This is a genomic window from Paenibacillus stellifer (genome assembly GCF_000758685.1).
GTDB lineage: Bacteria > Bacillota > Bacilli > Paenibacillales > Paenibacillaceae > Paenibacillus_AQ > Paenibacillus_AQ stellifer.
Genome location: NZ_CP009286.1, coordinates 883,824 through 906,514 on the forward strand (window position 1 = coordinate 883,824; position 22,691 = coordinate 906,514).

At 46.4% G+C, this 22,691-nt stretch carries 20 protein-coding genes and 1 pseudogene; 19 read left to right on the forward strand and 2 right to left on the reverse strand.

The features are described from left to right. Positions 1-3: 3 nt before the first annotated feature. From PSTEL_RS04160 to PSTEL_RS04180, 6 genes are all read left to right on the forward strand, one after another. Entirely contained in the window at positions 4-252 is a 249-nt protein-coding gene (locus PSTEL_RS04160; protein WP_038693670.1) for a hypothetical protein, read from the forward strand. A gap of 378 nt (positions 253-630) precedes the next feature. Beyond that, complete coding sequence (locus PSTEL_RS04165) at positions 631-1,341, forward strand: hypothetical protein (RefSeq protein WP_038693672.1); 711 nt, start codon at positions 631-633, stop codon at positions 1,339-1,341. 303 nt (positions 1,342-1,644) lie between these two features. Next, the gene (locus PSTEL_RS26705) at positions 1,645-2,037 is read left to right on the forward strand and encodes an IS3 family transposase (RefSeq protein ID WP_084064681.1); all 393 of its coding nucleotides are present in this window, start codon (positions 1,645-1,647) and stop codon (positions 2,035-2,037) included. Next, complete coding sequence (locus PSTEL_RS26710; RefSeq protein WP_084064683.1) at positions 2,031-2,555, forward strand: IS3 family transposase; 525 nt, start codon at positions 2,031-2,033, stop codon at positions 2,553-2,555. The genes PSTEL_RS26705 and PSTEL_RS26710 overlap by 7 nt, the downstream gene beginning before the upstream one ends. 203 nt (positions 2,556-2,758) lie before the next feature. After that, positions 2,759-3,880 carry an SIR2 family NAD-dependent protein deacylase gene (locus tag PSTEL_RS04175; RefSeq protein ID WP_245625072.1) on the forward strand — a complete coding sequence of 374 codons (1,122 nt, stop codon included), beginning with the start codon at positions 2,759-2,761 and terminating at the stop codon, positions 3,878-3,880. Between the two features lies 1 nt (position 3,881). Continuing rightward, positions 3,882-4,271 carry a uracil-DNA glycosylase family protein gene (locus PSTEL_RS04180; protein WP_052098179.1) on the forward strand — a complete coding sequence of 130 codons (390 nt, stop codon included), beginning with the start codon at positions 3,882-3,884 and terminating at the stop codon, positions 4,269-4,271. A gap of 24 nt (positions 4,272-4,295) precedes the next feature. Here the strand turns inward: PSTEL_RS04180 and PSTEL_RS04185 are convergent. Beyond that, a protein-coding gene (locus PSTEL_RS04185; protein ID WP_281176753.1) for an IS3 family transposase occupies positions 4,296-5,446 on the reverse strand; the annotation gives its coding sequence in 2 pieces (ribosomal slippage) (positions 4,296-5,191 and positions 5,191-5,446; 1,152 coding nt in all). 520 nt (positions 5,447-5,966) lie between these two features. Between PSTEL_RS04185 and PSTEL_RS04195 the strand changes: the two genes are divergently transcribed. From PSTEL_RS04195 to PSTEL_RS04210, 4 genes are all read left to right on the forward strand, one after another. Further along, positions 5,967-6,914: a vWA domain-containing protein gene (locus tag PSTEL_RS04195; protein WP_038693678.1), complete on the forward strand. Its 948-nt coding sequence runs from the start codon at positions 5,967-5,969 to the stop codon at positions 6,912-6,914. Between the two features lie 11 nt (positions 6,915-6,925). After that, positions 6,926-7,189, forward strand: a complete 264-nt coding sequence (locus tag PSTEL_RS04200; RefSeq protein WP_038693680.1) for a hypothetical protein — start codon at positions 6,926-6,928, stop codon at positions 7,187-7,189. An 87-nt stretch (positions 7,190-7,276) separates the two neighbouring features. After that, on the forward strand, positions 7,277-8,227 hold the full coding sequence (locus tag PSTEL_RS04205) for a helix-turn-helix transcriptional regulator (RefSeq protein WP_038693682.1): 951 nt from the start codon (positions 7,277-7,279) through the stop codon (positions 8,225-8,227). Positions 8,228-8,239: 12 nt separating this feature from the next. Then, the gene (locus PSTEL_RS04210; protein ID WP_038693684.1) at positions 8,240-9,433 is read left to right on the forward strand and encodes a PDDEXK-like family protein; all 1,194 of its coding nucleotides are present in this window, start codon (positions 8,240-8,242) and stop codon (positions 9,431-9,433) included. 140 nt (positions 9,434-9,573) lie between these two features. On the opposite strand, the gene PSTEL_RS04215 is transcribed toward PSTEL_RS04210, so the two are convergent. Beyond that, positions 9,574-9,771: a hypothetical protein gene (locus tag PSTEL_RS04215; RefSeq protein WP_038693685.1), complete on the reverse strand. Its 198-nt coding sequence runs from the start codon at positions 9,769-9,771 to the stop codon at positions 9,574-9,576. A gap of 203 nt (positions 9,772-9,974) precedes the next feature. Here PSTEL_RS04215 and PSTEL_RS04220 point away from each other — a divergent pair, with 203 nt between their 5' ends. The 9 genes and pseudogenes from PSTEL_RS04220 to PSTEL_RS27380 all read left to right on the forward strand — a co-directional run bounded on the left by PSTEL_RS04220 (position 9,975) and on the right by PSTEL_RS27380 (position 22,671). After that, entirely contained in the window at positions 9,975-11,039 is a 1,065-nt protein-coding gene (locus tag PSTEL_RS04220) for a glycosyltransferase family 2 protein (protein ID WP_038693687.1), read from the forward strand. 51 nt (positions 11,040-11,090) lie between these two features. After that, positions 11,091-12,575, forward strand: a complete 1,485-nt coding sequence (locus tag PSTEL_RS04225) for a sugar isomerase (RefSeq protein WP_169744534.1) — start codon at positions 11,091-11,093, stop codon at positions 12,573-12,575. A 225-nt stretch (positions 12,576-12,800) separates the two neighbouring features. Beyond that, positions 12,801-15,722, forward strand: a complete 2,922-nt coding sequence (locus tag PSTEL_RS04230; protein WP_038693689.1) for a PD-(D/E)XK nuclease family protein — start codon at positions 12,801-12,803, stop codon at positions 15,720-15,722. After that, positions 15,715-18,918, forward strand: coding sequence for a UvrD-helicase domain-containing protein (locus PSTEL_RS04235; protein ID WP_038693691.1), 3,204 nt, complete (start codon positions 15,715-15,717; stop codon positions 18,916-18,918). Before PSTEL_RS04230 ends, PSTEL_RS04235 begins: the two co-directional genes overlap by 8 nt. A 208-nt stretch (positions 18,919-19,126) precedes the next feature. Next, a complete protein-coding gene (locus PSTEL_RS04240; RefSeq protein ID WP_038693693.1) occupies positions 19,127-19,405 on the forward strand; it encodes a hypothetical protein in 279 nt (92 codons plus the stop codon). A 586-nt stretch (positions 19,406-19,991) separates the two neighbouring features. Next, complete coding sequence (locus tag PSTEL_RS04250; RefSeq protein ID WP_038693697.1) at positions 19,992-20,345, forward strand: hypothetical protein; 354 nt, start codon at positions 19,992-19,994, stop codon at positions 20,343-20,345. Between the two features lie 548 nt (positions 20,346-20,893). Beyond that, a pseudogene (locus PSTEL_RS26715) lies at positions 20,894-22,040 on the forward strand (IS110 family RNA-guided transposase). 225 nt (positions 22,041-22,265) lie between these two features. Beyond that, a complete protein-coding gene (locus tag PSTEL_RS04260) occupies positions 22,266-22,499 on the forward strand; it encodes a helix-turn-helix transcriptional regulator (RefSeq protein ID WP_038693699.1) in 234 nt (77 codons plus the stop codon). Position 22,500: 1 nt separating this feature from the next. Further along, positions 22,501-22,671, forward strand: a complete 171-nt coding sequence (locus PSTEL_RS27380; RefSeq protein WP_156995772.1) for a hypothetical protein — start codon at positions 22,501-22,503, stop codon at positions 22,669-22,671. Positions 22,672-22,691: the final 20 nt, after the last annotated feature.

The window sequence follows — 22,691 nt, forward strand, 5'->3', positions numbered from 1 at the left end:
GAGATGGATCAAGACAGCGTAATTCTGAAATACATTCAGAAAGAAACTGATAGTATTGATGATGGAATTAATGAAATTGAGTGTCGAAATTCGAGCAGAGAACAAACACTTGATGATTTTGATAATCGATTGGATGAAATATACGCTAGGCTCAATATGAAAAAGCGTAATATTTTGCCTATCGAAGTAGCGGAAAATTCTTCTGAACCGAGTGTATGGGAGTATTCTGCAATAAGTTACGATGAATTATAGAATAAAGCTGCTCTTGAATTAGTCAAGAGGGGATTAGACATTGATTCTATAGATTATCGTAGTCTCGTTCTAGAAACTGAATTACTCGAAATTGAAAAAGAACTAAATCGACATCTTCCAAGAAGAGAAAAATGGGAAAAAGCTGATTTTGTTGCTGTATTTATTGCAGCTTCAATTGGTAGTTTAGTTGATATAATCCTGAGTGATAGAAATAACAAGTTTACTGGAAAAGGTTCTGAGTTTTCGAATTGGCTTGATCAGTTCCATCAACACGATGGAGGTGGTCCAATTGACTATCAAGGAAAGGGCTTTGGCGGTGGATTTCATCGCGGCTTATCAAAAGGTCATGACGTTTTAAGGTTTATTGAAGCTATAATAATGTTCAAAAATGGTCGGTTTGAGGGTGTTAGGTATATCAATGGAGTCGAACATAAAGTTTTGTCTAGTGTAAATCAGTATGGCACACCCTATGAACAACTAGGATGGATTGAAGCAATATTGAAGTATGCAAAACATATGTTTGCCGATTTGTTCTCAACCTGCAGTTTACCATTTCCGGGCAGTTCTCTTCTTGTTGAGTGTAGCAATCGAGATCTTAGAAAGCTAGCTGCAACTATGTATCAGAATGGATTTAACCTAAAGAACATTATGATACAGTCGTTATCGACTATCATTGTGGAAGTCATTCTTAGAATTTATTTTGGTATTAAATCTGTACAGAGCTATAAGGCAGAATATGAGTTGACCGAAGACTATTCAAATTTTACAGCCATTAAAGAATTTATTAAACCGAGTTCCAAAGAGAAACTTCATGAAATGCTATTATTAGCACATTCGATTGTAACGGCTGTAAATATTGGAAAAGTCATAATTAAGAAAAGCCCATGGGAGATAAACGTTACAGAGATAATCAGTGTTATCAGATATGCTATTCCAGTTGTAAATGGAGTGATTGAACGTAATTCCGAATATTCTAAACTCATTAGAAATGCAGATGAAATCCATGAAAAATGGGAGCAATTAGCCGAAAGCACGTCTCTTCAAAATGTAGAATTTGAATTAATGTCTCATGAATTGATAATTGAGTAAACATAGTATCTACAATGGTGAGTTATAATCAACAACAGCACCCTAATACTTAATGAAAATAGAAGTTTGCATAGTTTTTGACTGTAACTGATATATAAAGTTGGTGGCTGGGTGATGCGAAGCAGTATGTCGAGAAGCTGTAAGGCAAGTGACGCGGCCTAACTGCTTCATAAACCGGCAGATGCCTGTAACGATCCGTTACGGGCACTTTGCATTGTACCCCCGGCAAGAAACTTACCAAATCTCGTCCCGTCCTTTATATTGGATGAAGCACAATTCATCGAAGGAGCCGCCGAACCCATTATGAATAAAAAAAGCGATGCACTACTTCGCGAAAGACCGTCGGTAAAGTATTCGTTCATCCATGAACACCGCTTCGAGTACCGATTGGAGAAGTTGTGCAACGTTCTGAATGTCTCTCGTAGCGGCTACTACAAATGGCGGTGCAGACCGGAAAGTGAACGGGCAAAGCATCACCGGAAGATGACGGAGTGTGTTCGTAAGGCTTACGAGGAGTCCAGAAGACTGTACGGGAGTCCCAAACTCACAAGGCAGTTGAACCGTCAAGGGATCGTCATCTCTGAACGCACGGACGGCCGGATCATGAAGAAACAGGGCCTTCGTTCGCGTACAGTCAAGAAGTACAAGGCAACCACCAACTCCAATATACGCTCCCCGTTCAAGACAATGTGTTAAACCGTGAATTTCAAGCCACAAAACCAGGAGAGAAATGGGTTAGCGATATCACATATGTCTGGACCGTGGAAGGATGGTTGTATTTGGTGAGTGTCATAGATCTGTACTCTCGCAAAATTGTCGGCTGGCAAATGGGCGAGCGGATTGACCAAAGAACTCGTGATGGGGGCTCTTCAGCAGGCCTATGGCCGTCAGCGTCCAGATCCTGGTCTACTGCACATTTAGATCGTGGAAGCCAATATGCCTCTCACGATTATCAGAAACAGCTAGTTCTCTATGAAATGATCGGGAGCATGAGTCGCAAGGGCAATTGCTATGATAATGCCTGCATCGAGTCGTTTCATAGCGTACTCAAGAAGGAATTGATCTACTTGAACCGCTATGAAACGAGGGAACAAGCGAAGCAGAGCATTTTCGAGTATATTGAGTTCTTCTACAACACCCGGCGTATTCATTCCTCCATTGATTACCATACCCCTTCGGAGTATGAACGGCTTTATTTAAACCGAACTGCTTAAAAATCTGTGTCTACTATCTTGACAAAGGTCCAGGATTGTACAAACGATGGACATTACAAATATAGTCCTATCCTTCGAATACCGAGAATCAAAGAATATCGGAGATCGCTCTATAGTTGTCTTAGGATGTTTATAGGAGCGATATAGGAAAAATCGTCGAAAATCGGGTTTGTAAAAACCTTACCGATACTCCAATATAGTGTATGAAGAGTCGATGTGCCAATCTTTTAGTCGAGTATGGAGGGATTCGCATAGACACGATCCTAAAATTAGGTGGAGAGGGCGGTAGTCTTACCCTAATAGGCAAGAAAAATGATGATGGAGGCTGGACATTTTTCAGAGAGAGTCAAGAGAGCGCAATGACGGATGTTCTCGACGAGGAGGATCAGGATTTGCTGCTCTTGCTAAATCCCCGGACGAGAATGATCGGCTGTGATCTTGAACTTGCGTTAAAAAGCTTAGGACGTCATTGGAAGCAGTTGCGACCTGTTGAAATTCATCCTGACTTTCGATGGTCCATGTATAAGTTGGTCATTGAGTCAAGGGTAAGTAATCTTTACCATTGGAAAAAAATATGCTTGAAGAATAACCCTCTTTACCAACTCGCTGAATGGATCAGTTCTTCCAAACATACCGTTGTATTAAGTGGGGCTGGAATGAGTACTGAATCGGGATTGCCTGATTTTCGTTCCAGGGACGGCTGGTGGAGGAATATGGATCCGCATAAGGTTGCTAATGTTACTGCTATAGAAGAAAATTATGAATTGTTTTGGGGATTTTACAAGTACCGGATTGAAACGGTGGAACAATACTCCCCTCATATCGGCCATCACATTCTAGCAAAATGGGAGAAAAATGGGTGGATTCACGGAATCTCCACTCAAAATGTCGATGGATATCATGTTGTCGCTGGCAATCACAATATTGTCGAACTGCATGGGAATATACGGTCCATTAGATGCCATTATTGTGGTAGAAGCTCGGATGTTGCTGATTTTCTTAATAGACTGAATTGTTCATCCTGCCAAGGACCATTACGCCCAAACGTCGTTCTATTTGGAGAGATGCTACCGGATAATGCCTGGAATCAAGCGTTTCAATGGTTTCATCGTGCCGAGCTTGTTCTTGTGATCGGAACGAGTCTGCAAGTTGCACCTGCCAATCAACTGCCATGTTTGACCTCAGGACATACCGTTTATATGAACATGGAAATGCCTGAGGAGCTTGATCCATCGTTTGATCTAATGATTAAGGGAAAGGTCGGGCAACTGTTGGCCGAATTGGATGAGATGTTGGATTATATCCATTCTGGAAAAGAGGAATGAAATGTTAGATGATTTTCTTCAAAAAGTTAATCATAAAAATTGTCCTCAGTGCCCTCGAATGAATGCTTGCAGACCTGTTATTCAGATGACTGAGTCCGATATGAATAAACCCATAATGTTTATCGCTGAGGCCCCAGGACGGCTTGGTGCTGAAATTAGTAGAATCCCTCTGCATGGGGACCAGACGGGCGAGAATTTCGAGAAATTACTCGAAGGAGCAGGACTGAAACGGGAACATTGCTATATAACGAATGCAGTACTTTGTGTTCCACTTGATGATAAAGGGAATAATAGAACACCTAAGGAAAGCGAAATTAAGAACTGCTCTCCATTTCTTTACGAACAAATTCTATTAATAGAACCTCAACTTATTATGTACCTCTGTCAATAGAGTAGACACGCAGAATCGAGAAAATCACACAGCATTTCGGTACATACGTTCGTATTCATTGGGTGTAAAATACCCAATCGCTGAATGGATTCGTTTTCCATTGTAGAAGCAGGTAATGTATTCAAAAATGCGTTTCTTGGCTTGCTTGCGTGTTGTGAATTTTTCCAAGTACACGAGTTCTTTCTTCAGCACACTGTGGAACGATTCGATACAAGCATTATCGTAGCAGTTCCCTTTTCGGCTCATACTGCCGTTCATCTTGTAGGTGCGCAGTCGTTCCTGGTAGTCGTGGGAAGCATACTGGCTGCCACGGTCGGAGTGATGCAGGACCTCTCCGCATGGTTGTTGCTGGCTGTAGGCTCGATCCAGTGCCGTTAACACCAGTTCTTTGGTCATCCGCTCGTCCATGTGAAACCCAATGATTTTACGGCTGTACAAATCCATTATACTTGCCAGATAGAGCCAGCCTTCATTCGTTGGAATGTACGTAATGTCAGCCACCCAGGCCTCATTTGGAGCGGACGGCCTAAACTGACGGTTCAACACGTTCTCATGAACAGGCAAGTTGTGCTTCGAATTCGTCGTGGCCTTGTATTTCTTCACCGTACGGGAGCGCAATCCCAGTTCCTTCATGATTCGGGCGACTAATTTCTCCGACACGGGTACGCCTTGCTTATGAAGCATTTTAGCGATTTTGGGACTTCCATATAACCGGCGGGATTCCAGAAAGATACGGCGGATATGCCGCTCCAGCTTGCGCCGTCGTTTTTCACGCTTGCTGACTTTTCGTTTCGTCCATTTGTAATAGCCGCTTCGGGACACTTCAAAGGCTTCGCACATCTTCGAGACTCGGCACTTGAAGCGATGATCGTGGATGAAGGCATAGATCAGCGCCGGTCTTTGGCGAAGTAGTGCATCGCCTTTTTTAAGATGTCGTTCTCCTCCTCCAGATCACGGATACGCTTTTGGAGGTCTCTCATTGCCTTGTCGTCAGCTTTCAGTTGCCCACTGCCTGGAAAAGCCTGTGCACCGTCTTGTTTGTATTCCGCCATCCAGCGGTACAAGGTGTTGTCGCTGATCCCCAACTCGCGAGCGACCTGTGCCACCGGCTTACCCTCTTCTTGGATCATCTGAATCGTTTGCAGTTTAAATTCTTTATCGTATTTTTTCGTCATGTTAGCACCTCGAATTTGGTTATGTTCATTCTACCCGATTCTCGGTTCTCCATGTCTACTTTTTAGCCTAACAGCATTATTACCTTGGGAAAATCGGCATTGTTGGCATTACATAAGATAAAAAAGCATCAGATGACTTTGCCGAAGGAAAACAGTAATCCGCAAGTTCGGTTGTGGAATGGTTATCAAGTTCTTCCCCTTTACCATTCTAGTCCAAAAGCAATGAATTTTTATAGAAATAAAGAGAGACAATTGGAAGACTATAAATTAGTTCGGAACTGGATAATGTTAAGTGAACGAGAAACATAAATAACTGTAGTGTTTTTATAAGAAGAATAAGTTGCCTCCTTCAAACGTACCAAACAAAGTGATTCTTTGTTTGGTTTTTTGTCTTATTCAGACCATATATAGTCTCGTGTAAATATGTTTATAAGCCTACCCAAACACATGTTCACTGACACTCTGCATTCCTTTGCTTTTGGTACAGTATCCCTATCAAGCAGCAAAGGAGAAATGAGTTATGCATCAGCATCCGGTTATGTTCTCACATGCCTGGAACCGTCCATATCTGCCGACCGGTGGAGCGGAGAAGGTGTACCTGTTGATTGAAGCCAAAGGAGTAAAAGTGGATTCATCCGACCGTGCCCAAATGAACCTTTCGCTGGTTCTGGATCGGAGCGGTTCAATGAGCGGGCGGCCTTTGCAGTTCAGCAAAAGAGCCTGCCGCCAATCCGGGATTGGCATAACGGTGATGGGGGTTGGCGAGGGGTTTGATGAAGAACTGATGGAGGGGATGGCGGAGCATGGCGGGGGGAACTTCCACTTTATTGAGAAACCGGACGAAATCCCCGCCATTTTTCAAAAAGAACTGGAAGGTCTCTTGGCGGTGACTGCCCAGAATTTATCACTTACGATCGAACCGGCTGATTGTGCCTCGATTACCGGGATTTACGGTTATGCTTGTGAGAAGCAGGGCAACCGCTATAACTTCCATGCCGGGGAGCTGTTCGCCGGAGAGGTAAAGACCGTATTGCTGAAGCTGACTCTGCATCCCCATACCAAGGGAGTTCATCAGCTGCTGCGTCTTACCTGGGAGTACGTTGATGTCACGGACGGAGCTTCGCCTTGTACCGTAGTAAGTGAGGTTTCAGCCGAATTCACGAACGACATTAACCTTCTTAATCTGTCGGAGGATGCGGAAGTCTACAAGCAGATCCAATTAACCGAATCGGCCAAGATAATCGAAGACGCGATGCAGGTCTTGGATGAAGGAGATGTCCCTCTCGGAAAACTGATGCTGAAACAGCAGGCCGAACGCCTGATGTCCGCCGCAATCCATACGGATGACGAGGTTCTCCGCCAGGAGTCTGAGCGGCTGTACAGCCAGCTGGAGAACTTTGAATATAACAGCATCACGCGAAAGCAGCTGCATGAGCAGAAGTACAGACAGATGAAGCGGAAGCGGTAGGAGGGATGATCTTGGACAGACGAAAAGCTTCGATAAACTGGAAGTCCATCATGACTCCAGCGTTCATGAAGAAACATACGGCTTACGATAACCTGATTGATTTCATGGCCTCCGGCGGGTTTGTGATCAAGAAGCTTGATGACGTGGCGGATTTCGAAGGAGAGGCACTGGACCATTTTATCGCTGGAAATACCGGATTTAACGGCTGGAGTGAAATGCTGAGCACGGCGGTAGGAGATTACTTGGAACAAACCTTTCGTTTTTACGACTTCTAATTTTCATTTTCATAAAGGATGGAAGGATTTACCCCCTGGCAGTCGAATTAGGTAAAATATAACTGCCAAGACAAGGGGATTAAGGACATGATTGACAAGGTCATACGCATTTTCAAAATTATCAATGCGATTCAGGCGCATCCGGGCATCTCAGCTTCGGACCTCGCCCTGAAATGCGAAGTAGCCGTAAGAACCATATACCGGGACTTGGACGCAATCAGCCTGTTTGCCCCGATCACCAATGAGGGCCGGGGGACAGGCTACCGGTTTATGGGGAAGTTTTTCCTGTACCCGCTGAATTTCTCCGAACAGGAAGAAACCGTCTTCTCTCTGCTCCCCTCTGTAATCGACAAGGACAAGCTGCCGAAGGAATTTGAAACCGCCTATGATAAGGTGATGGCGACCCATTACCGCGAGAAATCGAGGCAGAACAGCATTGTGGAGAATATCGCGGATATTATCCAGATGGGTACGCCGGCCTACCGGCCGGAGAGTCCGAATTATTTGCAGCCGGTGATTCAGGCGATTCTCGATCATAAGACCATACAAGCGGTCTACCATACCCAGTACCGGAACGAAACGACGGAGCGCAGGATCGACCCATACTATCTCGTCCCGCGCGACCAGCGCTTCTATCTAATCGGCTACTGCCACCTCAAGCAGGCAATCCGTACGTTCCGTATCAGCCGGTTCCAGCAGGTGAGCATCACGGGCGAGACCTTTGACAAGGGTGACTTCAACATCAAACAATATCTCAAGAATACCTGGTCCATCGACCGGGGAGAGAAGAATACCCGCTTTGTTGTCCGTTTCAACCCGGAAGTGGCAAGGTATATCAAAGAGGAAGAATTGTTCGTGCATCCCCGGATGGTGGATGAGAAGGACGGAAGTCTTATCTTTGAAGTGACGATCAATAATGAGAAAGAGTTCTTGAAATGGGTTCAGCAGTACGGTCCGGACGCCGAAATTCTGGAACCCCAAGCGATGAGGGAGCAGATGAAGGAGCGGCTGAGCCAGTGGGTAGGCATGTATAGCTAGGAGGCATTAAATTTGGAAGACTTATATCAACAAGTTACACGTTTTGTAACGAACAACCAATTATTAGAGCAGCTGAATGCGAGGTTAAATGAGTTTAACCCTTTTAAAGTATTAAGAGTCAGTCAGCATGAAATACGGCACTCTAATATGCTCGGATGGCTATTGAATCCTCAAGAAAATCATCAATTGGGCGACCTTTTCTTAAAAAAGATGCTCGCTGAAGTTCTATACGGTGAAATCCAAGTACAAAATCATCAGCTTCAGATTACGGATATAATGCTTGGAACCCTTTATGATGCAGAAGTTCTTCGAGAATGGAGAAACATTGATCTCCTTATTTTCTCCAAGGCCAACTCTCTTGTAATTTTGATTGAAAATAAAGTATATGCAGGTCTGGCTGACCATCAACTAAGTAAATATATAACCACAGTGAAACAGAGGTATCCGAACGTCAAAAATGTTGTCCCTATATACCTTACCATTAACGGTGATGAAGCCCCACACAGGGAGTACTACTCATTTAGTCACCGCAGCATTTTAGATATTCTGAATTCAATAATCTATTTACACAAAGAGCATATGAATAATCAGGTCGCCGATTTTATCCGTTTTTACATACAAACCTTGGAGGCTCTTACAATGCAGGATGAGAAACTCGTCCAGTTATGCAGAGAAATATATAAGCATCATAAAGAAGCGATTGAAGCGATTATAGAATACGGTACAATTTCTACCTCCTCTCTAAACCAAGCGTTCGAACTTCTTGAAAACGAACTAAACTGCATAAGTCATAATGAGGATTCGAAGTTTTTTTTGAGCGATAAGGAAAGATGGTTCTTGCCCAAAGAGCTTCAATTACAAATCCCCAGCTTATCCCGCAAGTGGAAATCCCCTAAAGCCTTAAGTTATTTTTTTGCCGCAGAGGAAAAGAGGCTTCTGTTGATTTTAGAGCTAGGGCCCATTTCAGATATTCAAAAGCGCTCTGAAATTTTAAGTAATATCTTAGAAAATAATAAGAAACAGTTTTTCTCAAGAAAATCAAACAGTTCGTCATACACAAGGATCCGATCGAAAAGCATAGAGATTGATGACTGGTCTGATACCGAGCATGTATCTGGACAAATGAAGATATTGTTGGAACAGAAGTTTCAATATGCCGAGGTGAATGAAGAACTGAAATCATTGCTGATTAACAATAATTTTTAGGACTAACAGTATCATTTCATTTCTTTTGAACAAAGGGGGGATACATAAGGAATTGTCCAGCGAATATGATGAGGAGCATATTAGTTTATTAATGAAGAAAAGGAAGACTGCCAAGCGATTCGCCGGCAGTCTTCTTTCGTTTATGAAATAAGGAGGAAGTCCGGACTCGGCAGACATTCCAGCGGATAGATATCGTCTCTTCGCGTAATCAGCGCCCTAAAGAAGGCAATGGGGAGTTCTCTACTGCAGTAGGAAGGATTGGGCTTCTCCAGATCCACAATGACAAATGCATCTTCGCGGTCATTCAAGCGGTAAATGCGCTTAGTTTCATTCTCCAAGTAAAAGAGACGCTTTCTCTTTCCTCGGTCATTCTATCCGTTTCAACGGATAACTGTCTGTCAGGAATCTACGTTCTCATTAAAAAGATAGGGCGAACAGATATTCGAGACAATGATGTGGCACTTTGAATTGATAAAGTTCTTTTTAACGAACGAAAAAATTCAGTTCAGGCAGCATGAGAAGCGGGAGGAAAAAGGATCACATGGAGGGGATGGAAGTGAAAGTATCTGTGGTTATTCCGGTCTATAACGTGGAGAAGTATGTCGTCAAAACCCTTGACTCCCTTGTGCGGCAAACCAGGAAGGATTTTGAGATTATCGCCGTAAATGACGGTTCGACAGACCGGACGGCTGAGGTCATCCAAGAGTATATCTTAAGCAGACAATTGGCCAGGATCAAGCTTGTTAATCAGCGGAATAGCGGAGTAAGCGCTGCGCGTAACAAGGGATTGGGTGAGTCGGATGGCGATTATGTCTATTTTCTTGATGGCGATGATTATGTCCACCCTGACCTGATCGAACGTATCTATAAAGCGCTGGACATTCATAAGCCGGACATGGTTTTTTGGGACTCGATTAAAGTGGACGAAAAGGGGAGGTCGATTGATAACTGCATGGAGGACAAGAATGCGGAGTTGATGACTGTCTTTACTGGCCGGGAAGTTCTTCATGACATTATTGTCAATCGAACCATTCGAATGATTGGAGCTTCAGGCGCCTTATATAGCAAGTCGGTATTAAATAAATACGGCATCACTTACACAAACGGCTGTATGAGCGGTGAAGATCAAGAGTTTATTTTGAAGAACCTGACAGTTTCGGAAAAGGTGGTTTATATCAAAAAGACCATGCTTTTTTATCTTCAGCGTAAAACCTCGATAACGGGAAGCTATAACATCAGAAAATTCGATTATGTTGATGCTTTCACAAGAACAGCAGACTTTATGATTCAAAGACCCGGACTTCAATTAATTGAAGAAACCTTTCTGCTCCGCAACATGGTTGAGAACTATTTCTACAATATTAATAGCTGCCTGTTGGCATCCAGAGTCAGCATCAAGCATCTACTGAGGGATGTAGAGAAGGATTATCCGGGGATCAATGCCCAAATGATTGAACTCATGAAGGAGTGGAAATCCAAAGGAAGCAAAAATCGATTAATTGATACCTTCCTGCTTCATCCGGTATTTTGCCAGCTGCTTCTTATGTTCAGACACTATAAAGGGAAGGTCATCAACATAGCTTACCGAATGAGAAGGAAGCACTAGAAAGAGGGAAGGTATGGATACGATATGACGGCTAAAAAAGGATTTCTGAACATGACGATCGGAATGATTAGTCTGCTTACTACGATTATTCTTGGAGTTTTTATACCGAGGATCGTGATCTCGACTTATGGATCGGAGGCCAACGGACTTATTGCCTCGGTGACTCAGGTCATTTCCTATCTGTCTTTACTGGAGGCGGGTGTGGGCGCAGCTTCCCTTCAGGCGTTATTTCAGCCGCTTGGCAGCAATAATAAAGCAAGAGTCAATGAGATCCTGTCGGCAACATCGGTGTATTACAAAAAAACGGGATTGTATTATTTTCTGGGCGTTATCCTGATCTCCATTATTTATCCGCTGGCGGTACAGAGTGAATTTAGCAGGATAACCATTTCCTCCGTGATCCTATTGAGCGGTATAGGTGGGGCTGTGAATTACTATTTTCAGGGGAAATACCGGATCTTGCTGGCTGCGGAAGGCAAAAATTATATAGAAGCATCAGTAGTGGCTGTATCGACCTTATTAAACAGTGTGCTCCGGATTATTCTTATGCTTAACGATTGTAATCTTGTCCTTGTTCAAGCGGTTTTCTTCGCGTTTACCATCATTCAGATTATCGTGTACCAGATTTATATGAGACGAAATTACAAGTGGCTGGATGTAAAAGCAGCTCCCGACTTTCAGGCCATCAGCCAGAAGAATTCGGTTTTGGTGCATCAGTTCTCTTATCTGATCTTTGCCAATACCGATATCATTCTCCTTACTCTGTTTACGAATTTGAAAGTGGTTAGTGTTTACGCGATGTACAGCCTGATTTTCAATATGGTCGGAAACCTCACCTTTATATTCCGGGACAGCTTTAAATTTGCGCTTGGACAGAAATACAGCAACGATTATGTCAAATTTCTCAAAATGTTTAACCTGTTTGAATCCTGCTATATCTCAATCGTGTTTTCTTCGATTCTGCTTACTCTTCTATTAATTCTGCCCTTTATGGAGCTGTACACCTCTGGAATCAGTGATGTGAATTATATAGATCCTTTATTACCCCTTTTGTTCGCTTCAGTAAAATTACTATTCAACTCTAGACAATCATCAGATGTACTCATCGATATCGTCGGACACTTCCAAAAGACACAGACAAGGTCTATTCTGGAAACGGCAATCAATTTCGTGTGTTCCGTAATTTTAGTAGTTCCCTTGGGTGTTTATGGTGTTCTCTTGGGAACAGTTATTGCCTTGAGCTACCGGTTCATTGATTTAACGTGGTACACCAACCGGAAAGTTCTGGACCGAAGTCCCTGGATGACCTATAAAAAATGGCTGATTCAGTTCGTGCTGCTGATCCTTGTATATCTGACATTCAAATCATTTCAACTGCCGGTTGATTCATTTATCGATTTCATAATGGCTGCGGTAATGTTATCGATCGTTATAATCCCTCTATTCCTGGCGGTAGGTTTATGGCTTGGCAAACAGGATCTTGATATGCTGCGGGATTTGTTGCAGCGCCAAAAAAGAAAGGGGGAAGCATTGTGAATCCGAAAATCAGCATTATCGTGCCTGTGCGCGTTGAGAAATACAATCGGGCAGAAAATGACCTCATTTGAAGAAATAGGCGAACTTACATTCGAGACAATCCCGTGACATTTTACCATGGTAAGGTTGTCTTAGGGAACAAAGCTTTGATGGTAAAGAGGGAATAATTGCTTATTCGCGAATATGGGAATATGGAAATTTAGATTAAAGTAGGGGTGTATTGGAATGAAGTCAACTTGGTTAGACGAGCTGTATGAGTGCTTGTCAGAGGATCCGTTCCGCAAAAAGCTCCTGTTGACCGCGCGTTACGATCAGGGAGAGCAGTGGCTGAACCGGCTCTGCAGGGATTACGGTCCTTTAATGAATGTAGAGGTTGAAACGATAAGGACGCTGGCCGTCAAATATACGAAGAGAAAGCTGGATGCCGAAGGGATGACGTTCATAAGCCGGGATCAGGTCTATTGGCTGATTCATGGTCTGATGCTGGAACTGGCCGAGTCCTTTCCGGATTTCCTTCCAGCCGATCAAGTCACACCAGGATTGGTCCGCAGTTTTCACAGCGCAATCGGAGAGCTTCGGGAAGCCGGTAAACAGGCAGGAGATCTGGAGCTGCAGGTCTTTGACAGCAGGCCGAAAGGATTATACATCAAGCAGCTTCTGGCCGGCTACGAACGGCGGCTCGCGGAGCAAAGGCTGGTTGATTATGCCGGACTGACTGCCTATCTTCCGGAACAAGTGGGTGAACGCAGTACGCTGGTAATGATTCCGCCGCAACTGGTCACATCTACCTATGAACATGAAATGCTGGGCAAGCTGTTCGACAGCCGACAGCTCTATTATTTTGAAGATAAGAAGTCCTTTCCCGAGTCTCTACTTGAGCATAAAGGCAACCGGGTTGAGATCTTTCATGCGGCCGGTTCAACAGCTGAGGTTCGAGAAGTGCTACGGCGGATCTGTAGTAGAGCTATCCCGTTCGACCAAACGGAAATCATTCTGTCGGATTATAAGGAATACAGCACGATTGTACATACACAGGCTGAAGCGTTGGCAGTACCATGCACGTTCTCCCAAGGGCTACCGGCGATTTTTTATGGTATGGGAAAAGCTGCTTTCGCCTACCTGGATTGGCTGGAGAGCAACTATGAAATCGAATGTCTGCTCAAGGGATTCAGGCACCGTTATCTCGCCTTCCGCACCGGCCCAGCCGCCGGAGACCGGATTTCCGGTTCCGTTGTTGTTCGCCTGCTTGAACGGTGCGGCATCGGGTGGGGGAGAGAACGGTATCGTCTGCTTGAAGTGGCGGCAGGGAACGAGCAGGATGAGGAAGCCCGGAAGCTTTGGTCGCAGCTTAGCGAGGGGTTCCAGTCTCTTTATGCCGGATTGCCAGTTGAGGGAGCCTGGACGCCTGCCGGTGTGCTTCAGGGACTGGTTCAGTTCTTGGAGAAGTGCGGGGTGACGAGAAATGAAGCGGATGCCCTGATGCTGGACGAGCTCCGTACACTCGGGGCTGAGATGGCTTTGGTTCAGCAGACTCCGGTCAGCCGGGAAACCGCGATTCGCTATGTGCGAGAGAGATTGGACCAGCTCCATTCGGCGGGGCAGGGGCCTAAAAGCGGGCATCTGCATGTCTCTTCCCTTCAGGACGGCGGCGAATCTGGAAGAGCCCATACCTTTATTACAGGGATGAAGGATTCCTCTTGGTCGCTACATGTACAGCAGGATCCAGTGCTGCTGGATGAGGAGCGGCTGAACCTTGGCAGCCTGAAGCTCTCCTCCGAGCAGGCGGCTTGGACCTTGACGGAACGCCATAAACGTATGGGGGCGATTCACGGATCAGTTACCCTGAGCTTCTCTGCGTATGAGCCTCTGGAACAGAAAGAATCCCATCCCGCCTACGACTTTCTACTGGCGGCAAGGCGCCTGTCCAGAGATCCGGCGATGGATTATTCCTCGCTTGCTCGTTATCTGGGTGAACCTGTGCTTTATGCTCTGACCGGGTCCGCCGGTTCACAGGCGTTTCATCTTGATGGAACGGACCGGTGGATAGAGCGGCTAGCGGGGCAGGGGGCGCTGGCGGACGGGAGCCGGGTCGTTCGGCGGTCTCTTGCTTTTGCAGAACAGGCCCATGAGGGGGCGGTCGTCAGACAGCAACCTTCCCTGTCCGGATATGACGGACTGCTCGAAGAGGAGAGCTTCAATGCAGCATTCAGGGGGGCGGAGGCCAGCCATGTCAGCGTGACCCAACTGGAACGGTATGCGGAATGTCCGCGCCGGTTCTTTTACCAGTCGGTGCTGAGGATCAAGCCGAAGGAATCTCCGGTATTCGAACGTTCGGCGTGGCTGAATCCCGCCGAACGGGGAAGCCTGCTTCATCAAGTTTTTGACCGGTATTTGCGCGAAACGGTAGCTCAGAATCCCGTTGGAGAGCCGATGCATGATTGGCAGCGTCTTTCTTTGCTCACCGAAGCCGTTATCCGGGAATTTGCAGACAAAGTGCCTCCGCCAAGTCCGCATATCTTGGGCAAAGAATCCGAGGCGATCCGCAGAGATATCCGGGTGTTCTACCAAATGGAGACGGAACGGATGACCCGGCCCCGGTATTTTGAGCTGGATTTGACGATAGGCGGCGAACCGATGACTGTTGATCTTGGAGAAGGGCTGACGATTCGTCTGAAAGGTTTTATTGACCGGGTTGACGAGATCCGTCCGCATGAATATAAAATCATCGATTACAAGACCGGTAATCCAAAGAAATACAGCGAGGGTGCTTATTTTGCTCGGGGTACCCAGCTGCAGCATTCCCTGTATGCCGCGGCTTTGGAGCAGTGGATGAGAATAACCGGAACCGATCTGGAGGCCAAGGTGGTGGAGTCGGCTTACTGTTTTCCAACCGAACGGGGGAAAGGGGAAGAGGACGTACGCCTGCAGAACCGGCGGGACGATCTTCGCAAGGTGCTGGGCGCTTTGCTGGATTCGCTCGAGAACGGTATCTTCATTACAACCAATGACCCGGTCCGTTCTCACTGCAACAGCTGTGATTACCAGAATGTTTGCGGTGGTGAAGCTGAGCTGATGCAGTCCAAATGGGAACAGGTGGCGGACGATCCGAAACTCAAAGCGATCAGGGAGGTGTGGGCCGTTGATTAACGACCGGCTGGCAAGAGAACGGATAGTAAGGGATTTGGACATAAACTTTCTGGTGGAGGCGGGCGCAGGCTCGGGAAAAACTACGTCGCTCGTAGGACGAATGATCGCATATATTGAAACGGGCGCCGCAGAGATCCAGCAAATTGCGGCCATTACTTTCACCCGGAAGGCGGCGGACGAACTGCATGGGCGCTTCCGCCTGGAGTTGGAGAAAAGGCTGCCGGCCGCCCAGCCGCCGGTGTCTGGGCGTCTTTCCAATGCTCTCAGGGATGTGGATCAATGCTTTATCGGCACGATCCACTCGTTCTGCGGCAGGCTGCTGCGGGAGCGGCCGATCGAGGCGGGAGTCGATCCTCTTTTTCGGGAAATAGAGGAAGAAGAGGCGAAAGTCTTTCGCGACCAGTGCTGGGACGAGTATTTGATGGCTTTGGCGGAGAACGGGGAAGATCGCTCGATTGCGGATATGGAAGCTCTTGGGCTGACGGTGGAGGATCTGCGCGAAGTATATCACAAGGTGTCGCTCTATACCGATGTGAAGATTGAAACCCAGCCTTCTCCGCGTCCCGATTTTGATCTCATCCGGCTGTCGCTTCCCCGCTTGATGGAGCAGGCGGCTCTCTATATCCCTTCGGCAAGGCCTGAAGCGGGCTGGGATTCGCTGCAGCAGATGATCAAGGATGGGAGTAGACTGGTCCGGATGCATGGACTGGAAGATGACATGCAGATGCTGAGACTGGCTCAGCTGTTTGACAAGAGTATCAAAGTCACCCAAAACCGCTGGACGGACAAAGCGGCGGCCAAGGAGAGCGCTACTACCTTTACAGATTGGCAGAAGACTGTTCTGAAGCCGTTTCTGGCCTCCTGGCGGGAATACCTGTATCCGCAGCTCATTTCCTTTGTGCTGCCGGCCGCCGAGTTCTGCGCCGACCGGCGTAGAGAAGCGGGACTGCTCGACTTTGAGGACCTGCTGATGCGATCTACGGAGATGTTGCGCAAGTATCCCGAAGTTGGCAGATCCTTCTCCCGCCGGTACACGAAGCTGCTTGTGGACGAGTTTCAGGATACCGATCCTGTGCAGGCGGAGCTGATGTTCCAGTTATGTGGAGAGCCGGACGCTGCCGGCGACTGGCGGAAGATCCGGCCGAAACCGGGTTCGCTGTTCGTTGTCGGCGATCCGAAGCAGTCCATCTACCGGTTTAGACGGGCTGATATTTCCCTCTACAACCAGGTCAAAGCGATGCTGACCAACTGCGGGGAAGTGCTTCAGCTCACCGCCAATTTCCGGTCTGTTCATGCCATCGGGGAATTCGTGAACGATACGTTTATCCGGACGTTTCCCGGGAAAGAGACGGAGCATCAGTCCTCTTTTGTCGCCATGGATACGGTCACGCTGAATCCAACACTTACGAATCATGAGGAGAAGGCGACCTTTGGCGTGAGGACATTGACATTGCCCAAGATGGCGGGTGGCAAAGCCGCTATCTCTAAGACGGATGCCGAGCAGGTCGCGGCATATCTTGCCTGGGCCTGTTCCGGGAACCTGCAGATTCAGGATAAGGATGAAACGGGGGAGCTGCTTATGCGTGAAGCGGTCCCGGGTGATTTTCTCATTCTGCTTAAGAAAAGAGAGTTCATCTCCCTGTATGCGCAAAAGCTTGAATCTTACGGAATCCCAGCGATTACCTCCGGCAGTTCGGCCATGTATGGGGAAATTGCGGCCCTGGCGATGCTGGCACAATGTCTTAACGATCCGGACGACCGGATTGCGCTACTGGCCGTGCTGAGAGGACCGTTGTTCGGCCTGAGCGACCAGTCGCTGTACGCCTTTACGCAGGAGGGACGCCGGCTCGGTTTTCGCGGACTTGGGGAGCGAGAGGAAATGCCTGCAGGGCACCTGCTTCAGGTTTACGCTACTTTAGCGAAGCTGTCTGAGTTCGATCGGAAGGTCCGGGAGCTTCCGGCTCTGGCGGCCTTGCTATCGATCATGGAGGAGATGGGGCTGATTCCTCTTGCGGCCGTCAGGGAGAATGGATTGAGCCGGTCCGGGACTTTGCTGAATGTCGTTCAGCTGCTCCAGCGAAACCCGGTTCAAGCTGGCAGTTGGGCGGATTTGACCGTGGCGCTGAACCGTATGGCGGAAAAGGAGGCGTTGGAAGGCGGCAATCTGTTCGCCGGACAGCTGGACGCGGTGCGGATTATGAATCTACATAAAGCCAAAGGGCTTGAGGCGCACGTAGTCTTTCTTGCTTGTCCGGTGGGGGAGTGCAGCCATGAGGCTTCCGAATATATCGATCGGTCCGGGGAGACGGTTAAAGGTTACTTCAGCATCAGTCGGCAGAAAGGCTACCAAACGGAGCTGCTAGCCCATCCGCCGGGATGGGCGGAGCTCAGCGGCAAGGAGCGGCTGTTCATGGAAGCCGAGAAGGAGCGGCTGCTGTACGTTGCGGCGACAAGGGCCAAGCAACTGCTCGTTATTTCCCGTTATCCGGACAAGCCGGCTGCCGATCCCTGGAGCGGTTTAGTGGACAGTCTTCCGGATGCCGCGGAGCTGCCAGCTGTTTCAGCGGTTAAGGCCGTGCCTGCGATCTATGAAGATGAGCACGATCGAACCGCGGATGAAGAAGAAAGCCAAGCGATGCGGAGCCGCTTAGCCCGGCCGACTTACCGGGTGGCTTCGGTTACGGAACTGGCCAAGCAGAAGGGAGAACACCCGCCTCGTCCGCTTGAGGGAAGAGGGATGGCTTTTGGCAGCACAGTTCACCGCTGTATCGAGCTTTTGGGCAGAGGGCAGTCCCTTGAAGAGCTCGAAGACGAGATTAAATGGATTGCGGGCGAGGAACAAATCGAAGAGCGGTTGATACCCGAAGTCAAGGCGATGCTTCGGGAAGTGGAGAGGCATGAACTGTGGAACAGAAGCCGGAGAGCCCAGCGCTGTCTGCATGAGCTGCCGATCCGGACCCGCTCAGAGAACTTGCTTATCAAGGGAGTCGTTGACTTTCTGTTCGAGGAGGAAGACGGCTGGGTGGTCGTCGATTTCAAGACCGATGTGTATGAGCAGCAGCAGCGGCAAGCTTTTGTGGACTTTTACCGTCCGCAGGTTGAGGCCTACCGTAATGAACTGGAGCGTGCCTTCGGGATGAAGGTCAAAGAGTCGGGGCTGTATTTTCTGCACGGAAACGAGTATGTGACGCTGTGACGGCTAGGTAGCCAGTCCAAGCAGGCGCCCCAGCTGGCTGAAAGGAGATAAGCTTCTGAACCGGTGGAATATACGAGGCAGGTAGATCCAAAGATTTCACATTTCTGGCTGGTTCTGACTACGGTTTCTAGGCTCTTCAGCAGGGTCAGCATAATTTGGGCCAGTGACATGAGATTGTTGCGAAATTTCTATTTGAGGAGGAATAGTAATGGGGGTTCTGATATGGTCAGTTCTTGTTCTGGGTTTAATCATCAATTTATTAGTGTTTCTGAAATATGAGAAAAAAACTTACTGGGAACGTGCATCCGGGTATCCGACATCGATTAGTTTTCTCACGCTTATTATGGGCTTCTCAGGGATTGGTTCCTTTGACCAAGTCTACAAACTTGATAACTCTACTTATAAAATGGCCTTAGGTTATCTTTTTTCTGGAGTCATGGTGATGTATATTGTTCTTTTGATTACAAGATTAAAAAGATACTCTTAGTCACCTCTATTTGTTAATACCATTTCCGAATGTTTGTTCGCTGACCGCTATATGGCATTATCTAAAGTCATAATGTAACCAACGAACATGTTATTGAATTCGGAGGTGATAGCAATGGCCTTGCGGCGTGTACAACGTGTTGTTATCAGTCATTTAAAATGTCCCCATTGCAGCAATGTGTTTCCTATAGCTAGAAAGGCAAATCGGCAGAAGGAACCTAATCATATCAAACATCTGTGGTGTATTCGCTGCCGAGATGTTACGGGGCATTTAGAAAATATCAAACCGGTTCCCAAACCCGATGCAAGTCTTCCCTATTGGATAAGGCTCAAGTATGAAAACTTGCAGATGGTAGATGATGTGCAGTACTGGATAAATGTCTTTTCTTCAGGGGGAGTACTTTAATTGATGGCAAGATATTGGTCAAAGAGACGAGGACGGGGAACGTTCATTCTCTTGATGATCACATCTTAGTAGCTATTGATTATCCATATTAAGCGCATAGACCGAATATTAATCGACTAGGAGATTTTGTTAAGGCGTAATTAAACGATTGAACAAGGGAAGAAATGAAGGGAGCTAACCAATGGAAATCACTCTAGATATGAGCAAAGGAGCATTAATAATTGCGAAAAAAGTATTTTCAGGAGAATTAACAAGAAGTGAAGGGAAAATTGAAATTAATAAGCGTACGGGTATGAATGAAGGATCGGCACAGGATTTTATTACAATTTTTTTGGCTATGATGAGTGGGAAAGTGTATAAGAGAACCTTCAATAATGTTACCAATAAATTTCTGCTTGAAAGTATCAGACAAGAGTTTGGCGACGAATCCTACAGAAAGGCTTTAAACGCTGTTCAGCAGCATATAGAATATTACTCTACTTTGGGTAAAGGAAATTTAACAGGTTTACAACAGATTATAAATCAAATGAAATAACACCAGAACCCAATAATATAAAATTTTTGTAATACGCGAGCGTTTTTCATGTGGAACATGAGGTAATGAACATAGGCATCATTGCCGTAAAACTGCCGCAAAAATATGTGATAAAGTATAGTAAAGAAAAAGAATCCTAAGACAACTGATTGCAAGAACCTTGATTCTATGCGATATTAAGCAACTATAAACAGATGCCGTGGAAATGAGATTGCTTCCCGCATACGGTGAATATGGAGTCGGTAGCAGTGTTGTATCGGAATTGAACTTAACATGCTGAATTACAATACCTCCTTCGGGAGGTTTTTCGTATTATCAGGTCAGCCAGAGATTTCTGGTTGGCCTATTTTTGTGGGCGTTCTATGATGGCGGTAGCCGGGAGAACGTGGCGGTTTTAGGGGCACAGACCCCGTCACAAAAACTGTTCTCCCACTACCTCCAATGACCATGTTTGAGCTGGTTGGGGCATTTGACCTCGTATCACAAGCGAAGCTATGGGTTTGGAACCATCGTGGGAGTGCCGGCAAATACGGATTTAGGAGGTTGTTATGGGACCTGTAGTGGGAGTCGATGTAGCTAAGGGATTCAGTGTGGTACAAGCTTTTTTAAAGCGAAATGAATCTTGGGGGCAGGCAATAAGCATCTCGCATGAGGCAGGTGGATATGAGCAATTAGGCAGGCTACTGACAGAACTGCAGAAACAGACAGCACAATCGCCAGTCGTTGTTCTGGAAGCGACCGGTCACTATCATCGTGGACTCGTCGCCTATCTGGAACGCAGCGGTTGGACGTATTTTATTGTCAATCCCTTGCAGGCTAAGCGGGCCAAAGGCACCCAGTTAAGAAAGGTGAAGACGGATGCCGCAGATGCATGGCATTTAGCCGAGATGTACTACCGGGGAGATGTGAATCCACATCGGACTTGGGAGGAGGGATATACGGAGCTTCGGCATGTAACGAGGCAGCATGAGTTTGTAACCGGGATGTTTGTGCAAGCGAAGTTAAACATGAGGGCCTTGCTGGATCAAGTTTTTCCGGAATAAGAGAAGGTCTTTGGCAATCTATTCTCGGTGACGTCTCTACACGTACTTGCCAGTTGCTTAGTGGATCAAGTAGAGGATCTTCATGGTGTCATCCAAAAAAACACTGGGAAATCACATTCTAAGAAGTGGGCGGAAGCTAAAGGCAGAACACCTTAGGGAAGTGTTGTCCCGCTGGAGTGAAGAATTCAGGAGTCCTGCGCAGACCTCAGTTTTATGCAGTATGGTGGGCTTAGTTCTTGCCTTCACCGAACAATTGAGCATATTGGAGAAGCAGATGGATGAGCTGAGCATCCCGGGGATCGGGGATAAACTGGCAGCCGCAATGGTCGCAGAGATCGGAGATGTGCGGCAGTTTAAAGAAGCTAAACAACTGGTGGCTTTTGCAGGATTAGACCCTGGCATATTCAGCTCGGGTAAATTCACAGCAACCAGTTCCCGGATCACCAAACGAGGCTCCAAAAGGCTTCGCAGAGCGTTATATTTGGCTGTACAGTGTGGGATTCGAGGAGGCACCAATCCTAAGATTCGGGAGTACTACGAGAAAAAAAGAAAAGAGGGCAAGCCCTACAAGGTGGTCGTGATCGCCTGCGCCAACAAGCTACTCCGTCACGTATACGCCATCCTTAGTAAACAGCAGCCCTTCCAACCATAATCCATAATTATCCAAAACCTTCACGCCAATGAAGGTTTTTTGCCATGCTATAAAAATAGTATACCAAGAGAAACGTGAATCACCAATACAAAATCCTTGACAAGTATTAGCTGGTTTTTGTGAGGAGAGTGTGCATTGGTGTCTTATATATGAAACAAAATGTTATATACAATTTACATTATGTTTGTTTTATATTACAATAGATTCAAAGGAGGATTCCCAAGCATGCATTATTTTGGAATTGTAAATAACAAGGTTTATTTACTTCGAGCAGAGAAAAGATGGACGCAAACCGATTTAGCAAAAGTACTAGGCGTAACGAGACAAACCATTGCATCGATTGAGAATAACAAATTTATTCCATCGCTTGAGCTTGCATTTGCAATAGCACATATATTTGGTAAAAACATTAATGAAGTCTTTTATTTTGAACCTTACGAAGAAGAGGAGGAAGAATAAAATGGATAATTGGATTGCGATTGTGATTGCATGTGGATTGCTTTTAAATATCATATTATCTTTTAGAGAAGGAAAAGACGAACGTTGGAAGCATATCACTAACAGACCGCTAAATTATGCATTTTCATTATTATTTTTTGGCTACGCTTTGAGCCCATTTATCTCTATATAGAACGCATTTAAGAAACTACC

What these genes read in the sequence shown, in the direction of transcription:
- PSTEL_RS04160 (WP_038693670.1), top strand. Translation starts at nt 4, where the DNA reads ATGGATCAAGACAGCGTAATTCTGAAATACATTCAGAAAGAAACTGAT.
- PSTEL_RS04165 (WP_038693672.1), top strand. Translation starts at nt 631, where the DNA reads ATGTTCAAAAATGGTCGGTTTGAGGGTGTTAGGTATATCAATGGAGTC.
- PSTEL_RS26705 (WP_084064681.1), top strand. Translation starts at nt 1,645, where the DNA reads ATGAATAAAAAAAGCGATGCACTACTTCGCGAAAGACCGTCGGTAAAG.
- PSTEL_RS04175 (WP_245625072.1), top strand. Translation starts at nt 2,759, where the DNA reads ATGAAGAGTCGATGTGCCAATCTTTTAGTCGAGTATGGAGGGATTCGC.
- PSTEL_RS04180 (WP_052098179.1), top strand. Translation starts at nt 3,882, where the DNA reads ATGTTAGATGATTTTCTTCAAAAAGTTAATCATAAAAATTGTCCTCAG.
- PSTEL_RS04195 (WP_038693678.1), top strand. Translation starts at nt 5,967, where the DNA reads ATGCATCAGCATCCGGTTATGTTCTCACATGCCTGGAACCGTCCATAT.
- PSTEL_RS04205 (WP_038693682.1), top strand. Translation starts at nt 7,277, where the DNA reads ATGATTGACAAGGTCATACGCATTTTCAAAATTATCAATGCGATTCAG.
- PSTEL_RS04220 (WP_038693687.1), top strand. Translation starts at nt 9,975, where the DNA reads ATGGAGGGGATGGAAGTGAAAGTATCTGTGGTTATTCCGGTCTATAAC.
- PSTEL_RS04225 (WP_169744534.1), top strand. Translation starts at nt 11,091, where the DNA reads ATGACGATCGGAATGATTAGTCTGCTTACTACGATTATTCTTGGAGTT.
- PSTEL_RS04230 (WP_038693689.1), top strand. Translation starts at nt 12,801, where the DNA reads ATGAAGTCAACTTGGTTAGACGAGCTGTATGAGTGCTTGTCAGAGGAT.
- PSTEL_RS04240 (WP_038693693.1), top strand. Translation starts at nt 19,127, where the DNA reads ATGGGGGTTCTGATATGGTCAGTTCTTGTTCTGGGTTTAATCATCAAT.
- PSTEL_RS04250 (WP_038693697.1), top strand. Translation starts at nt 19,992, where the DNA reads ATGGAAATCACTCTAGATATGAGCAAAGGAGCATTAATAATTGCGAAA.
- PSTEL_RS04260 (WP_038693699.1), top strand. Translation starts at nt 22,266, where the DNA reads ATGCATTATTTTGGAATTGTAAATAACAAGGTTTATTTACTTCGAGCA.
- PSTEL_RS27380 (WP_156995772.1), top strand. Translation starts at nt 22,501, where the DNA reads ATGGATAATTGGATTGCGATTGTGATTGCATGTGGATTGCTTTTAAAT.